Source organism: Geobacillus sp. Manikaran-105 (assembly GCF_002809955.1).
GTDB classification, from domain to species: Bacteria; Bacillota; Bacilli; order Bacillales; family Anoxybacillaceae; genus Geobacillus; species Geobacillus thermophilus.
This window is the reverse complement of sequence record NZ_PIJG01000016.1, coordinates 12610-27629: the sequence shown is the minus strand read 5'-3', so window position 1 is coordinate 27629 and position 15020 is coordinate 12610. Positions and strand designations below refer to the sequence as shown.

Sequence of the window (15020 nt, the reverse complement as noted above, 5' to 3'; positions counted from 1 at the left end):
AATTCCTTCTTATTCTTTCCAGATGTATACGCGCGCCTCGTACGGTTTCAGCTTAAAACGCGTCGCATTTTTATGCGGACGGACCGGGTAGTTCGAGAGCGCCAAATCGCTTGACTGAAGGCGGAAGCCGTCATAGCGGTAAAGTGACGGGCGGTCCGACAAGTTGACGACTACAAGCGCGCGATCACGTCCGAGCGTTCTTGTGTACGCGTAAATGGATGGGTGGTTTTCCAAAAGCAGATCGTACGTTCCGTAAACAAACAGCTCGTTCGCTTTCCGAAGCTGAATCATTTGTCGATAAAACGACCATACCGAGTTCGGGTCGCGCCGCTCGGCCTCGACATTGATCGTACGATAGTTTTCGTTCACCTTGATCCATGGCGTACCTGTCGTGAATCCAGCGTTTGGGGCACCAGACCATTGCATCGGGGTGCGCGAGTTGTCGCGCCCGGTTTGCCAAATGATCGTCATCGCTTCCTCATGGGTCCGCCCCTTCGCCCGTTCGAGTTCATACAGGCGAAGAGCGGACACATCACGATAATCACGGATGTCATCGAACCGCACGTTCGTCATCCCGATCTCTTGCCCCTGATAAATGAACGGCGTCCCTTGCATGAAAAAGTAGAGCGCGCCGAGCGCCTTGGCGCTTTCCGCCCAATAGTCGCGGTCATTGCCCCACGTCGAAACGGAGCGGGGCAAATCGTGGTTTTCCAAAAACAACGCATTCCACCCGCGGTTTTCAAGCCCTTTTTGCCATTTCGTCAACGTCCGCTTTAGGCGGCGGACATCGATGGAACCATCCGCACGCCTTTCCCATAGCCCTAGATGCTCAAACTGAAAAATCATATTGAACACGCCGTTTTCTTCCCCGACCCATTGTTCGGCCTCATCAACCGTTACTCCGTTCGCCTCGCCGACCGTCATAATGTCATATCGCGCAAACGTTTGCTCTTTCAACTCTCTTAAATATTCCATAATGCCAGGCTGGTTCATATGCCCGGCAAACGACGGTACATACTTCAGCCCCTTCGGGTTTGGCAAATCGGGAAGACCCGGCTTTTTCTTAATGTGGGAGATCGCGTCGATGCGAAAGCCGTCGATACCTTTATCCAGCCACCAGTTGACCATCTCATAAAGCGCCTGGCGCACCTCACTGTTTTCCCAGTTCAAGTCGGGCTGTTTGACATCAAAAATATGCAGATAATATTGACCCGTCCGCTCGTCATACTGCCATGCCGAGCCGCCGAAAATGCTTTCCCAGTTGTTCGGTTCGCGCCCGTCTTTGCCGTCGCGCCAAATGTACCAGTCGCGCTTCGGATTGTCGCGCGATGACCGCGATTCGATAAACCACGGATGCTCATCACTCGTATGGTTGATGACCAAATCCAAAATGACTTTCAACCCGCGCCGATGGGCTTGGGCAAGCAATTCATCGAAGTCATCCATCGTTCCAAACTCATCCATAATGGCATAATAATCGCTGATGTCATATCCGTTATCGGCGTTCGGCGACCGGTAAATTGGACAAATCCAAACGATGTCGACTCCAAGCTCCACCAAATAATCCAGCTTTTCGATGATGCCGCGAAGATCGCCGATGCCGTCGCCGTTGGCATCCATAAAGCTGCGCGGATAAATTTGATAGGCGACGCCCTCTTTCCACCATGTTTTTTTCAAGGCTGCCTCCCCCTTTGTGCACACGTTTTCACTATCCACTGTACACTACATGACGGCAATATACAACTCTCTTTTTCAAGACTAGCGAAAAAATGATTGACGAATATTTTTAGGCTGTTGTTTTCAATTGCCGCCCGTAAAACAACAGCCGTTTGCCAGACGATCGACATGCTGGCAAACGGCCGATTCGAACGATAATCAACGTTCATTAGCGGTGCGGCCCGCTTCGTAAATTTTCAAGTTATGATAGACGGTTTCAAGCATCGGGGCGTGGATGTCATACTGTTTCGCCAGCTCCAGCAAATACCCTTGCAAATGATCGGCTTCAATCGGCAGCCCTTTTCCCACATGTTCATAGCCAAGCCTAGGCTGGAATGGACAGCGTTTCGATGCAGACGTTGAAAAAAGGAAGAAGGGGCCCCCCTCCTTCCTTTCCAGCCGCTAGCAGCAACGCGACACTTTGCCGCCCTTGGCATTGTAGCGCGCCTCTTGCGCCTCGCAGAAAAACTCTTTCCGCGACTTGATCGGCTCACCCGGATGATGGGTTTTCATATGCTCGACATATTTTTCATAACTCGGCACGCCGACAAGCAAGTCAAGAAACTGCCGGCGATAGGCCAACACAGTTTGCAGCCATTTAGGCATAATGCTTCGCTCCTTCTCCATCGCGCGGCACGTACGGCGCTTCTTTGAGCGGCACATGTTTGTTTTGCAGCACTTTGATCCAGATGTTCAACGCCGAGATCAACATCGCAATCACAACGAGCATGAAAATCGCACACAATGTCGCATCAATGTAGTCGTTCATAATAATTTGCCGCATTTGCGCCTCATTCGTGGCCGGCGCCAAAATTTTGCCTTGGCTCAAGCTGTCTTGGAACATTTTCGCATGCGACAAGAAACCAATTTTAACGTTTTCATGGAACAGCTTTTGATACCCCGCCGTCAGCGTGACGACCAAAAGCCATGTCGTCGGCACGAGCGTCACCCAAACATAAGCCTTTTTGCCCATTTTAAATAGAATGGTCGTCGCAAACAACAAGGCGATGCCCGCCAACATTTGGTTGGCGATGCCAAACAGCGGCCATAGGGTGTTGATGCCCCCAAGCGGATCGACGACGCCTTGGTACAGGAAGTAACCCCACGCCAACACACAAAGGGTCGTGGCGATCAAGTTCGAGGCAAGCGAATCCGTTTTGCCAAGCGGCTTGTAGAACGTCCCCATAATATCTTGGATCATAAAGCGGCCGACGCGCGTGCCAGCGTCAATCGTCGTCAAGATGAACAGCGCTTCGAACAGGATGGCAAAGTGATACCAGAACGCCATGAGCGCCTTGCCGCCGATGGCGCTCGATAAAATGTGCGCCATCCCGATCGCCAACGTCGGCGCCCCGCCCGTGCGCGACAACACCGTTTGCTCGCCGACGTCCTTCGCCAGCTCCGTCAGCATGTCAGGGGTGATCGTAAATCCCCACGACGACACGACTTTGGCCGCCTGAACGACATCCGTGCCGATCACTGCCGCCGGGCTGTTGATGGCAAAATACGCCCCTGGCGTCAAGACGCAAGCCGCCACCATCGCCATAACCGCGACGAACGACTCCATCAACATCGCACCGTAGCCGATCGGCCGCGCATGGCTTTCAAGCTCAATCATCTTCGGCGTCGTGCCGGATGAAACGAGCGCGTGGAACCCGGACACTGCGCCGCAGGCAATCGTGATGAACAAGAACGGGAACAAATTGCCGGCGAAGACCGGTCCTGTACCGTCGATAAATTTCGTCACTGCCGGCATTTGCAAATCCGGCATCACAACGAAAATGCCAAGCGCCAATCCGACGATGGTGCCGATTTTCAAGAATGTGCTCAAATAGTCGCGCGGCGCAAGCAGCAGCCATACCGGCAGCGCCGAAGCGACAAATCCGTAAATGATCATTAAGATCGCGATCGTTTCCCCTTTGAGCGTAAACATCGCCGAAAGCGTCGGATGCTCTGCGACGTACTGACCGGCCACAATCGACAAAATCAACAGCACAAATCCCCCAAGCGATGCCTCGGCAACACGCCCCGGGCGAATGAAGCGCATGTAAATGCCCATCAAAATCGCAATCGGAATCGTCGCGGCGATCGTAAACATCCCCCACGGGCTTCCGACAAGCGCTTTCACAACAACGAGCGCCAATACGGCCAATAAAATAATCATAATGCCCAAAATGCCAAGCGCTGCGATAAAGCCCGTCACCGGTCCCATTTCTTCCTTGATCATTTCGCCAAGCGATTTCCCGTTGCGGCGCATCGAAGCAAACAAAATGACAAAGTCTTGCACCGCTCCGCCGAGCACAACGCCGATCACAATCCAAAGCGTCCCAGGCAGATAGCCCATCTGCGCGGCCAAAATCGGTCCGACAAGCGGTCCCGCACCCGCAATAGCGGCAAAGTGATGGCCAAATAGCACCCATTTGTTCGTCGGGACATAGTCTTTCCCGTCGTTAAACACTTCAGCCGGCGTTTTCCGGTTATCATCAAGACCGAACACTTTGCGGGCGATAAACCGGCTGTAAAAACGATAGGCGACCGCATACGTGCAGACGGCGGCGACGATCAGCCACATGGCGTTGACCGACTCACCGCGGCTTAAAGCCAAAATGGCAAACGCGGCGGCCCCGAGGACGGAAATGAGCCCCCATAACAAGATCGATTTTAGTCCCTTCACACGGCTTCCCCCTTTATTTATTTGTCAAAATCCTTTACGTAACTATTATATTCATTATTCTAAAAAATTTAAAGTATTTTTTATCTTCAGCTAACATATCGTTTGGTTCTATGGGAAAGTTTTCCTGCATTCCTATTGCAAAAAAGTATAAAACAAGTCTTTGGCGCAAAAAATGTAATTGCACCCATCGGCTTAACCAGCAACTGACCATGAAGCACCCATCGATTGTCCCCAGCTCCATCTGACGGCGCAATGGACAAAACAACGATCAACTACTATTTCAGTAAAGGGTTCGAGAAAGTGAAGGCGATCGAAGCATTGTTATGGAGCATTGCTTTGCCTGGCTTCGGGCAACTGTTGAACAAAAAGTATATAAAAGGAATTTTGTTTATTGCGTTGGAATTTGTGATTAATACCCAATCTCACTTCAACGAAGCCATCCGCCTCAGCTTTTTAGGACGTACAGATGAGGCGGCCCGCATCATCGACATCGGATGGCTGATGTTTTATCCATGTTTATACTTTTTTGCCATGTGGGATGCGTTTAAAGACGCTGGCGGCGGGCAAACGCCGTACTCGTTTTTGCCGTTTGTCGTCTCCGCCTACTTTGTGACGATCGGCTTGATGTACTCGTCGCACGTGACGATCGGCGGCGTGTTTTTTGGACCGATTTGGCTGCCGATCTTATCTGTCATCCCCGGGCTCTCCATTGGATGGCTGCTGCAATTTCTGCTGCTGAAATGGAAATAGCCATCCGCTTGGTGATTGCCCAGCCACAAAAGCCGCCAATTATTCATTGGCGGCTTTCGGTTGCGGCTCTTTGGCGGACTTTCTTTTTTTCATTGTCCCAACCATAATGACGGCAGCAACAACAAGCAGCTCAAACCCGTATTTCACCACAGGATTGGCAAAATACTCTTTCAAAAACGGCTCGCCAACGATCATTTTTGCCGCTGTCCAAGCAAGAACACCGGCTCCAATCGTAATGATAATCGGAAAGCGTTCAATCCATTTTAAAATAAGCGTGCTGCCCCACACCATGATTGGAACGGAAATGAGCAGCCCAAGGATCACGAGAAGAAAACTTCCATGCGCCGCACCAGCCACCGCCAACACGTTGTCAAGCCCCATCAACGCGTCGGCAATAATAATGGTGCGAATCGCCTCCCATAAACTTCCCCCGGCTTCAACATCATCATGATCTTTCCCCTCAACAAGCAGCTTGTAAGCGATCCAGACAAGCAGCACACCGCCGACAAGCAAAAGCCCTGGGATTTTCAGCAGCCAGACGACAAAAATCGTTGCCAGCGCCCGGATGACGACAGCGCCGACCGTTCCCCAGACAACGGCCTTTTTTTGCTGATGTTTCGGCAAGTTGCGGGCCGCCAACCCGATTACGATGGCGTTATCCCCTGCCAGCAAAAGATCGATAATGATGATCGACAGCAACGCCGTCCAAAACTCTGCTGACAATACATCCATGGAACAATCCCCCTTCACAAGTTATATTTTTCCTTTAGCGAAATCGGCGCCATCTTGATGACTTGTTGCAAAATAAACATAAGAACGGCGAAATCATCGATAAAACCAAACAACGCGAGCCAATCCGGAATGAGATCAAACGGCAGCACCATATATAGCAGAAACAGCCCGACAGAGAACGCTTTTTTTCGCATCGGCACCTCGCGCGAAGCAAAAAATTCAACCAAAAACGGAAGAAAACGTCGGACGTGAACGACCAGGCGAAGTCGCCTCCACCACTTGCGCATACCATTCCCCTCCATCCTTCTGACGATTTTCTTCCAAAGCCTCGTCCATTTTCTTTTACGATTATCTTCCCCCTTTCGTTTCGAGCAATGAAAAAAGACCTTTACCATTCTTGGTAAAGGTCTTTTCACAAACAAAGACCTTTACCGCCGCAGGTAAAGGTCTCGCTAACAACGTTGCCGTTGCCAACAAAGCCGAGGGCGCACGCCCTGAACTGACGACTTTGCTGTTAAAGCTACTCCCCTTTAACAAATGCATATTCACTTTGCAATTTCATGATATTCAATGTTTGTGCATCCTGTCAATACCATTTTTTCATCTGTTGCAAAAAACCGCCTCCACTCCCTTTCCAAACAGCGCAACAATTCCCTCCGCCTTTTCATTGCCCGGCTGTGAACTTTAAACCGATGATCCCGACAAGAATGAACAATAAAAAGACAATCCGCGGCGCGTTTATCGGCTCATTTAAAAACAGCATGCCGATGATGACCGCCCCGAGCGCCCCGATTCCCGTCCAAACCGCATAGGCGGTGCCGATCGGCAATGTTTTCGTTGCCATCGATAAAAAGTAAAAACTGGCCGCCATCCCCGCAACAGTGACGACAGACGGCCACAGACGGGTGAACCCAGCCGTATATTTCAGGGAAATGGCCCAGACGATTTCGAATATCCCGGCGACAACTAAGTATACCCACGCCATGTTTCATTCCTCCTTTCGAAAAATAAAAAAGCCGTGAGAAATATCAAAAATGATACTCCTCCCGGGCTTTTATCCCTCCGTGTACGCGAGAATGACGCGCGTTTTCTCTCGGTCGCAGTCCAGCCGCCAGGCAGCTGCGGAACCCTAGAAAACCTTTTTCTTCCTTTATCCGCTGTTATTGTACCATGTTTGTTGCCGATCGGCTACTGATTTGACCTGCCGCATTACCGTCATAGAAGAAAGCAGATGGGGCATCCCCACCTGCCTTATACCGGATCGTTATCAACATCGCTGTACGATTCAATCGCTTGATCGAGCGCCCGATAGGCCTCAGCGAAAGCGTTTGTCGCCGATTCGTCACCGGCGGCGGCAAGTTCGACCCGTGCATTGCGCGCATGGGTGACAGCGCGAATGACGTCTTCAATCATTTGCCTCTTCTCTCCGGAACTCGCCTTCAATTGTTCAAGCTCATGGAGCGCCCCGTCAAGGCTCGTCGAGCGTGGTTCGTCAAACGCCTGTTCCAACTGTTCTTTCACACGCTGCAATATTTCTTTCATCATCGCCCATCCTTTCTTTATTCGTTGTCATCCGCTAGTGTGGGCGATTCGCCGCAAACTATGCATCCTTGTCTCCACCTCGTTCAGTCATTGACCCGCGCATCTTTCAATCCGGCCCAAAAGGCGGCAACGACGGAAAGTGCAACAATCAGCAGCGGCGCATACATAATCAAAAACGTTTGCATCATCCTTTTCCTCCTTCCCATTTTCCTTTGACATACGCCTTGTTAAACAAAAAGAGGCGCATCAATAAATACAAAGACGGGATGAGAAGCAAGAACCCGGCGATAAACGCAACAATTAACGCCATCGCCATCGTTTCATTGGTGAACCCGTCATAAATCGTTAAATGCGGGTAAAGCAAATACGGGTAATGCGAAATGCCGTACGCATAAAACGCGAACGCGTATTGAAACAAAAGCGCGATAAACGCCGAGCCGAACCGCTGCTTTTTCCAAAGCCAATACACGGTGGCGGCAAAAAACAAAAATGAAACAGCCAACATCCATGCCACCTTCCACAAGTTGGCATAATGCTCTGGATTATGGTAGCGCAGCTGGTAAATAATGAGCAGCGCCGACAACATCGTCGGTCCGCTCCAAAGAAGGGCATAGCGGCGCAACAGCTCCCGCGCCCGCTCATCCCCGGCCGCGTTCGCATAATACGTCAAAAACACGGCGGAAATGTATAAGACGCTTGTGACGCTTAACAACACGATGCTCCATGACAAAGGGCTTGCAAACAGTTTCCCGTAATCCAGCGCAACGGCCTCTCCGCGCCTCTCGACAAATCCGCCTTCCGAAATCGTCAAGACGATCGACAGCGAGGCGGGAATCAACAAGCCTGTCAGCCCGTAAACGAGCAAATACCAGTTCCGCTCCGTTCCCCCGTAGGTGTGAAACGCATAGTACGAGCCGCGAATGGCGAGCAAAACAATCGAAATGCTGGCCGGAACAAGCAGCACTGAGCCATAATAATACGCCGTCTTCGGAAAGAATCCGACGATCCCGACAAAGAAAAAGACGAGAAAGACGTTTGTCACTTCCCATACCGGCGACAGATAGCGCTGAATGATGCGGTGCAAAATATGCTGTTTGTTCGCCCAATAGCTGTAAGCGCTGAAAAATCCAGCACCAAAATCAATGGAAGCGACAATAATATAGCCGAACAAAAACAACCACAGCACTGAAATACCGATGACTTCAAGCGTCACGGCGCCACCTCCCCACGCTCCGCCAGTTCCCGCTCAACCGGATTGTGGCGAAACAAACGGACAAGGACGATCACGCTGGCGATTCCTAATACGAGGTATAATATGCAAAACAACACAAGCATCACATCGACATGGGCAGACGATGTTGCAGCTTCGGCCGTTTTCATATAACCGCGCAAAATCCATGGCTGCCGACCGACCTCCGCCAAATACCATCCGGCTTCAATCGCGATCATCGACAACGGCCCCCCTGCAGTCAACAATCCAAAAAACCAAGTTTTCTCTGTCCATTTCCAACGAAAAATCGATCCAAGCCAATAAGCAGCCGATAAAATCATCAAAAACACACCAATCGTCACCATGGCATCGAACAAATAGTGGATATAAAGCGGCGGGCGCTCATCTTTCGGAATGTCGTTCAGCCCGGTCACAACCGCCCCCGGGTGGTTGTGCGCCAAAATGCTTAACGCATATGGGATTTCAATGGCATACTTCACCTCGCCATCCTCTGTCAGCATGCCAAACAACACGAGCGGCGCGTGGGAGCTCGTTTCAAAATGCCACTCGGCAGCCGCCAGCTTTTCCGGCTGGTATTCGGCCAAAAACTTGCCTGACAAGTCGCCGACAAGAGCGCTCGCTGCGGAAAAAATGAACGCCGTTTTCATCGTCAGATGAAGCGCCTTGCGGTGATACACGTGGCGGTTGCCCTTCCATAAATGCCACGCCGCGATCGAAGCGAGCACAAACGCCGACGTCATATACGCCGTCGCCAACACGTGGGCGACTTTTGTCGGCATGGCCGGATTGAACATCGCGGCGATCGGGTCGATGTTGACGAGCTCGCCGTTTTTCATCTCAAACCCTTGCGGCGTGTTCATAAAGGCGTTCACCATCGTAATAAACATGGCCGAAGCCGAAGAGCCGACCGCCACCGGAATGAGCAACAGCAAATGTTTTTTCTGGTTTTCAAATCGGTCCCATGTATACAAATAAATCCCGAGAAAAATGGCTTCAAAAAAGAAGGCGAACGTCTCCATAAACAGCGGCAAACTGATCACTTGGCCAGCCAGCTGCATAAAGTTCGGCCATAAAAGCGACAGCTGCAAGCCGATCGCCGTTCCGGTCACAACGCCGACGGCGACGGTGATGACAAAGCCGCGCGTCCAGCGGCGGGCGAGCAAAATGTAATGCATATCGTTTTTCCGAATTCCGACCCACTGGGCAATGGCGATCATGAGCGGAATCCCGACGCCGATCGTGGCGTAAATGATATGAAACGTCAACGTCAACTCTGTCAGCACACGGCTGAGCCACACTGGATCATACTCGCGCACGGTTCATCCCCCCTGTGAAAACAGCCGTCCCAGCAACGAAACAAACACGGCGGCTGCCGCCAAAAAACTAATCCAGATGAGCCACGTTTCTTGCCGTTTCCACACGTTCATTCCTCCCCGTACATGCCTCACACAATATAATTGTGATAAGCATCACAATCCAGCTGTGTTTATTATCCCATAAACTTTCTGCTCTTATCCATCGCAAATTCGAATAATTTGTGACGTTTTTCACATATCTGCCGTGACAAACAAAAAAAGCAGGATATCCCTGCCGTTCGTCATCACAAATATTTTCGATGCACTGTCTTCCCATCATACGTAAACAACATCGGCTTTTCCTCGACGACCGTCTCCATATGGACCGGACGGCCCCACAACTGATAAATGTATGGCAGCACTTTTTCCAAATACTTCAGATCGAGTTCGATCCCTTCATACCAATGTTTTAAATACAGCTCTCCGTTGCGCATATAATCGCCGTCATTGACCGTGATATACGGGAATCCGCCGTTCACCCGCATGCTGACGAGTTGGTCGCGGATATGTTCCCAATGCTTGTCGACAATTTTGTAATCTTTCCCTTGTTTTTGGAATAAGTACATATCTTCCCGCATGATCAGCTCTTTCGTCAAATAGTTGCGCAAAAACGAAATATCGGATTCCAGCTCGCGCACTTCAAAAATTTTCGCCCGTCCTGAGCCTGGCTTGACACCGTATTTTTTCATCTCTTCCGTCGGGTTGTTCCAGCGCTCTTCGATGTCCTCAAAAATTTTCAGCCCTAAATAGTACGGATTGATGCCGGTGCGCGACGGCTGCACAACGTTGGCATTTAACTTCGCGAATTCAATGGCTTCATCGCTCGTTAAGTCCATTTCCCGCAAAATGCGCTGATGCCAATACGTCGCCCAGCCTTCGTTCATGATTTTTGTCTCTAGCTGCGGCCAAAAATAGAGCATTTCCTCGCGCATCATCGTCAAAATGTCGCGCTGCCAGTCCTCCAGTTCACGGCTGTATTCTTCGATAAACAGCAAAACGTCTTTTTCCGGCTGCGGCGGAAACTTGCGGCGCTTTTTCCGCGGCGGCTCTTTCGGTTTGTTTCGCTCATCGAGCGTCCATAAATCGTCATATGGCGTGGATGTCTTAGGCGGGGCTTCTTCTTCATACACCTCTGTATCCTCCCACGTCCATGACAACTTTGGCCGCAACAGCGACGGATCGATATGCTCCTGAATGGCTAAGACGGCATCCAGAAACTTTTCCACTTCCCATTTTCCGTATTGGTGCTCATAATGTTTGATCCGCTCTGCTGTCGCCGCCATGCTTTCCACCATATCCCGCTTCGTGTTGCTGAAACGGACGTTGTTTTTGAAAAAGTCGCTGTGGGCCAACACATGGGCGACAATTAGCTTATTTTGGATCAGTGTATTCGTATCGAGCAAAAATGCATAACAAGGATCCGAGTTAATGACAAGTTCGTAAATTTTGCTTAATCCTAAGTCATAATGGAGCTTCATTTTGTAAAACTGTTTCCCGAAACTCCAGTGGGAAAACCGCGTCGGCATCCCATAAGCGCCAAATGTATAAATAATGTCAGCCGGGCAAATCTCATAGCGCATCGGGTAAAAGTCCAACCCAAATCCTTCTGCGATTTCTGTAATCTCCGCAATCGCTCGTTCCAGCTCTTTCAGCTCGTCCTGCCGCATCCAAATCCCCCCTTTTCCCCTTACCACAATGTATGAGGGAAAAGAAGTTTTGATACATTGAATCATTGCCCGTGCTTTCCATTTCTGCCTGCCGTCCGTTATAATTTGTGTTGTACACGACATATTTCCATAAAGCGTGGTGATCGTTTGCATCAATATTGGCATCATCTCATCGAACATTTTGGCTACGTCGGCATTATGGTTTCGCTCATGCTCGGCATCGTCGGATTGCCGATTCCAGATGAATTGCTGTTGATGTATGCCGGCTATCGCGTCTCAACCGGCGCCTTTTCGTATCCGCTCGCCTTTCTCGCCTGTTGGTTCGGGGCGATCGCAGGCATTTCACTCAGTTATATCCTTGGCATCACATTAGGGCTGCCGTTTTTGCATAAATTCGGTGCCAAATTCCATCTAACCGAGAAACGGCTCGAGCAAACAAAAGCGCTTTTTTCAAAACTTGGCCCAGCGGTATTGTTCATTTGTTATTTCATCCCCGGTGTTCGACATCTCGCCGCCTTTTGGGCCGGCACAAACGCCTACAGTTTGAGAAAGTTTGCCTTGTTTGCCTACAGCGGGGCGATGGTGTGGGTCGCCGTCTTTTTAACGATCGGCGCCTATTTCGAAAGCCGCTGGATGGCCGTCAAGCAGTACATCCACGCCTACCGTCCGTTCTTATTTCCCATCTTTTTGGCCGCTCTTGGCTTCGCCATCCTTTATTGGTACATGCAACAAAAGCGGAAAACACCGGGGTAATCCCGGTGTTTTCCATTTCTCGATGCACGCTATACGTTCTCGCGCGGGCCGCGGTGATACGTTTCTGTCAACAGCCCCATAAACAAACCGAATCCAAACATCACCATCGAGGCCCCTATAATTCCAAGGCTGACAATCGTCAAGAAAAAGTCTTTGTTGTAAGCGCTCGCAATAAAACTGAGCAAAAAGAGCGCTGTTCCGACGACCAGCCCGACCGAGGCCATCCATTTGCACATGTTTGTAATTTCGTGCCCTTCGTGCCGTTTGTTCATTCTCATCATCCCCTTACTTTGAGGATACTATCCTTGTCACAAAATTGCAACATTTATTTTTCCTTTTTCGTTTTCATTTCGGTTATAATTTATATTTTGCCTTCTGTCGCAACATTTACAGGGCAACAAAACGCCTTCCCGTCATACACTAACAATGACTCCTTCTTGACAAAGGAGGCATGCCGCTTGAACACCGTCGACTATGATAAGGCGCTTTACTATACGCATCGCTCCGAATGGGACAATTTGCTGATTTTGATGGTGCGCACGCCTGATGACATATTGTCAAAAAAAATTGAGAAGTTTCTCCACGCCTATAATTTCGAACATGACTACTCCGTCATTCAAGAGCGGCTCACGGCTTTGCTTCGCTACATCGACCATGCGCTTGAGGTAAGCGAACAAAAAACGGGAGTCGAGCAGTACGCGTATTTCTATTCGTAAAAACAACGGGGAATGGGTTCAACCCACTCCCCGCTGTTCTCTCATTGAATGTACGAAGGCGAAACGGCTCGCAGCACATCGTGCACCCGTTGCATGACCGCGTCGGAAAGACGCGCCAATTTTTCCTCGCTGTCTTGCAGCGAAATCCCCTTCACGCCGAAGTATGCCTTCATTTTCGGCTCCGTTCCCGACGGCCGCAGACAAAACCATGAGCCGTCCTCGAGCATATATTTCAACACATTTGAAGTCGGCAACGTGATTGCCGTTTTTTCTCCAGTCAGCGTATTCGTCCGCTCTTTCGTTGTATAATCCTCGATCACGGTCACCTTTTTCCCTGCAGCTTCCACCGGCGGATGCTGGCGGAATGACGCTAAAATCGCGGCGATCGTCTCCGCCCCTTCCTTGCCTTTTAATGTCAGCGACCGCTGCCCTTCACGATAATAGCCGTATTTGGCAAACAGCTGCAGCAATGCTTCATAGAGCGACAGCCCTTGCTTCTTGTAAAACGCGCATACTTCCGCAGCGAGGACAGCCGCCTGGACGGCGTCTTTATCGCGGGCAAAATCGCCGATCAAATACCCGTAGCTTTCCTCATAACCGAATTGGAACGTATATTGCCCTGTTTGTTCATATTCCTTAATTTTTTCGCCGATAAATTTGAATCCAGTGAGTGTATCGACAGTCTCAAGGCCAAATGATGCAGCGATTTCCCGGCCAAATTCGGATGTCACGATCGTTTTTAAAACGACGCCGTTGCTCGGCAAAAGACCTTTTTCTTGTCGCTGCGACAGCAAGTAATGGAGGAGCAGTCCCCCTGTTTGGTTGCCGGTCAACACGACATACTCCCCTTGCTCGTTTTTGACCGCGATGCCGAGCCGGTCCGCGTCCGGGTCAGTCGCAATCAACAAATCGGCGTTCACTTGTTTGCCAAGCTCCATCGCCAAGGCAAAAGCTGCATGCTCTTCCGGATTGGGCGAAGCAACGGTCGAGAAATTCGGATCCGGCTGTTCCTGCTCTTTGACGACAAAGACGTTTTGGTAACCTAACTCGGCCAAGGCGCGGCGCACCGGTTTGTTTGACGTGCCGTGAAGCGGGGTAAAGACAATGTTGATCGCTGTTTCACGGGCCAGCTCCGGATGAAGGGAAATTGTTTTCACCGCATTTACATACGCCTCGTCGATTTCTGGGCCGATGATGCGGATCAATCCTTTTTCTTTTAACGTCGTTTCATCATCAACCTGAATGGCAAGCTCGTTCTCAACTCCATTGACGTAGCGGATCACTTCGTCAGCAGTATCCGGCGGCAGCTGCCCGCCGTCTTCGCCATAGACTTTGTAGCCGTTGTATTCCGGTGGATTATGGCTCGCGGTGATCACAATGCCGGCAAACGCCCGCAAATGGCGGACAGCAAACGACAGTTCCGGCGTCGGCCGCAGTTCCTCAAAGACGTACGTTTGGATGCCGTTTGTCGCCAACGTTTTCGCGGCTTCCATGGCGAATTCCGGCGATTTATGCCGCGAGTCATAGGCAATGACAACGCCGCGCCGCTTCGCCTCATCGCCAAACGACTGTATGTATCGCGCCAACCCCTCCGACGCTTTTCGAACCGTGTAAATGTTCATCCGGTTCGTTCCCGGTCCAATCTCGCCGCGCATCCCACCGGTGCCAAACTCGAGATTTTTGTAAAAGCAATCTTCGAGCCACCGTTCATCATCGCTGTGTTGGTTCAGCAGCTGCTTCAACTCCGGATCGAGCTGCGGAGCATGAAGCCATTGTTCGTATTTTTGTCTCCAGTCCATCGGTTGCCCTCCCTATCTTGATTTCCCCTTTTTATGTATTCGCTGCTATCATACAATATACCTGCCGAAAGAAAAAGGATGTCCC

The 15020-nt window shown here is 50.5% G+C and carries 16 protein-coding genes, 1 pseudogene and 1 riboswitch; of the genes and pseudogenes, 3 read left to right on the top strand and 14 right to left on the bottom strand.

The genetic code is table 11. From position 1 onward, the window contains the following. Nucleotides 1–9: 9 nt before the first annotated feature. The 4 genes and pseudogenes from CV945_RS06735 to CV945_RS06720 form a co-directional block, all read right to left on the bottom strand. Entirely contained in the window at nt 10–1677 is a 1668-nt protein-coding gene (locus tag CV945_RS06735) for a glycoside hydrolase family 13 protein (protein WP_100659417.1), read from the bottom strand. Between the two features lie 198 nt (nt 1678–1875). Next, nucleotides 1876–2019, bottom strand: a pseudogene (locus CV945_RS17475) (ketopantoate reductase C-terminal domain-containing protein); the annotation flags it as partial. A gap of 99 nt (nt 2020–2118) precedes the next feature. Beyond that, nucleotides 2119–2322, bottom strand: a complete 204-nt coding sequence (locus CV945_RS06725; RefSeq protein WP_015374005.1) for a YbdD/YjiX family protein — start codon at nt 2320–2322, stop codon at nt 2119–2121. Further along, nucleotides 2315–4390, bottom strand: coding sequence for a carbon starvation CstA family protein (locus CV945_RS06720; protein ID WP_100659415.1), 2076 nt, complete (start codon nt 4388–4390; stop codon nt 2315–2317). Before CV945_RS06720 ends, CV945_RS06725 begins: the two co-directional genes overlap by 8 nt. Before the next feature lie 300 nt (nt 4391–4690). Here CV945_RS06720 and CV945_RS06715 point away from each other — a divergent pair, with 300 nt between their 5' ends. Beyond that, nucleotides 4691–5140 carry a hypothetical protein gene (locus tag CV945_RS06715; protein WP_100659414.1) on the top strand — a complete coding sequence of 150 codons (450 nt, stop codon included), beginning with the start codon at nt 4691–4693 and terminating at the stop codon, nt 5138–5140. A 39-nt stretch (nt 5141–5179) separates the two neighbouring features. On the opposite strand, the gene CV945_RS06710 is transcribed toward CV945_RS06715, so the two are convergent. The 8 genes from CV945_RS06710 to CV945_RS06680 all read right to left on the bottom strand — a co-directional run bounded on the left by CV945_RS06710 (nt 5180) and on the right by CV945_RS06680 (nt 11667). After that, nucleotides 5180–5872, bottom strand: a complete 693-nt coding sequence (locus CV945_RS06710; RefSeq protein ID WP_094239621.1) for a TerC family protein — start codon at nt 5870–5872, stop codon at nt 5180–5182. 14 nt (nt 5873–5886) lie between these two features. Next, nucleotides 5887–6159 (bottom strand): YkvA family protein, encoded by a 273-nt coding sequence (locus tag CV945_RS06705; protein WP_063330078.1) that lies wholly within the window; start codon nt 6157–6159, stop codon nt 5887–5889. 377 nt (nt 6160–6536) lie between these two features. Continuing rightward, the gene (locus CV945_RS06700) at nt 6537–6857 is read right to left on the bottom strand and encodes a DMT family transporter (RefSeq protein WP_050368256.1); all 321 of its coding nucleotides are present in this window, start codon (nt 6855–6857) and stop codon (nt 6537–6539) included. Between the two features lie 56 nt (nt 6858–6913). Next, nucleotides 6914–7016, bottom strand: a riboswitch (guanidine-I (ykkC/yxkD leader). Nucleotides 7017–7123: 107 nt separating this feature from the next. Next, nucleotides 7124–7414 (bottom strand): hypothetical protein, encoded by a 291-nt coding sequence (locus CV945_RS06695; protein ID WP_100659413.1) that lies wholly within the window; start codon nt 7412–7414, stop codon nt 7124–7126. Between the two features lie 83 nt (nt 7415–7497). Then, entirely contained in the window at nt 7498–7599 is a 102-nt protein-coding gene (cydS, locus tag CV945_RS17965; RefSeq protein ID WP_371810108.1) for a cytochrome bd oxidase small subunit CydS family protein, read from the bottom strand. Beyond that, a complete protein-coding gene (locus CV945_RS06690) occupies nt 7599–8627 on the bottom strand; it encodes a cytochrome d ubiquinol oxidase subunit II (RefSeq protein ID WP_094239618.1) in 1029 nt (342 codons plus the stop codon). Before CV945_RS06690 ends, cydS begins: the two co-directional genes overlap by 1 nt. Then, the gene (locus tag CV945_RS06685; protein ID WP_100659412.1) at nt 8624–9961 is read right to left on the bottom strand and encodes a cytochrome ubiquinol oxidase subunit I; all 1338 of its coding nucleotides are present in this window, start codon (nt 9959–9961) and stop codon (nt 8624–8626) included. Before CV945_RS06685 ends, CV945_RS06690 begins: the two co-directional genes overlap by 4 nt. Nucleotides 9962–10245: 284 nt before the next feature. Beyond that, complete coding sequence (locus CV945_RS06680; protein ID WP_100659411.1) at nt 10246–11667, bottom strand: SpoVR family protein; 1422 nt, start codon at nt 11665–11667, stop codon at nt 10246–10248. A gap of 147 nt (nt 11668–11814) precedes the next feature. On the opposite strand from CV945_RS06680, the gene CV945_RS06675 reads away from it, so the two are divergent. Then, nucleotides 11815–12420, top strand: coding sequence for a DedA family protein (locus CV945_RS06675; RefSeq protein ID WP_100659410.1), 606 nt, complete (start codon nt 11815–11817; stop codon nt 12418–12420). Between the two features lie 29 nt (nt 12421–12449). Here CV945_RS06675 and CV945_RS06670 read toward each other — a convergent pair whose 3' ends face one another. After that, nucleotides 12450–12698 carry an MFS transporter gene (locus tag CV945_RS06670; RefSeq protein ID WP_100659433.1) on the bottom strand — a complete coding sequence of 83 codons (249 nt, stop codon included), beginning with the start codon at nt 12696–12698 and terminating at the stop codon, nt 12450–12452. A gap of 180 nt (nt 12699–12878) precedes the next feature. On the opposite strand from CV945_RS06670, the gene CV945_RS06665 reads away from it, so the two are divergent. Continuing rightward, entirely contained in the window at nt 12879–13136 is a 258-nt protein-coding gene (locus CV945_RS06665) for a YhdB family protein (RefSeq protein WP_050368250.1), read from the top strand. A gap of 41 nt (nt 13137–13177) precedes the next feature. Here the strand turns inward: CV945_RS06665 and CV945_RS06660 are convergent, their stop codons facing one another. Further along, nucleotides 13178–14935, bottom strand: coding sequence for a phospho-sugar mutase (locus tag CV945_RS06660; protein ID WP_033009340.1), 1758 nt, complete (start codon nt 14933–14935; stop codon nt 13178–13180). Nucleotides 14936–15020 lie beyond the last annotated feature (85 nt).

Coding starts and splice junctions, on each gene's coding strand:
- CV945_RS06710 (WP_094239621.1), bottom strand. CDS start 5,872: ATGGATGTATTGTCAGCAGAGTTTTGGACGGCGTTGCTGTCGATCATC.
- CV945_RS06660 (WP_033009340.1), bottom strand. CDS start 14,935: ATGGACTGGAGACAAAAATACGAACAATGGCTTCATGCTCCGCAGCTC.
- CV945_RS06680 (WP_100659411.1), bottom strand. CDS start 11,667: ATGCGGCAGGACGAGCTGAAAGAGCTGGAACGAGCGATTGCGGAGATT.
- CV945_RS06695 (WP_100659413.1), bottom strand. CDS start 7,414: ATGAAAGAAATATTGCAGCGTGTGAAAGAACAGTTGGAACAGGCGTTT.
- CV945_RS06670 (WP_100659433.1), bottom strand. CDS start 12,698: ATGAGAATGAACAAACGGCACGAAGGGCACGAAATTACAAACATGTGC.
- CV945_RS06700 (WP_050368256.1), bottom strand. CDS start 6,857: ATGGCGTGGGTATACTTAGTTGTCGCCGGGATATTCGAAATCGTCTGG.
- cydS (WP_371810108.1), bottom strand. CDS start 7,599: ATGCAAACGTTTTTGATTATGTATGCGCCGCTGCTGATTGTTGCACTT.
- CV945_RS06705 (WP_063330078.1), bottom strand. CDS start 6,159: ATGCGCAAGTGGTGGAGGCGACTTCGCCTGGTCGTTCACGTCCGACGT.
- CV945_RS06725 (WP_015374005.1), bottom strand. CDS start 2,322: ATGCCTAAATGGCTGCAAACTGTGTTGGCCTATCGCCGGCAGTTTCTT.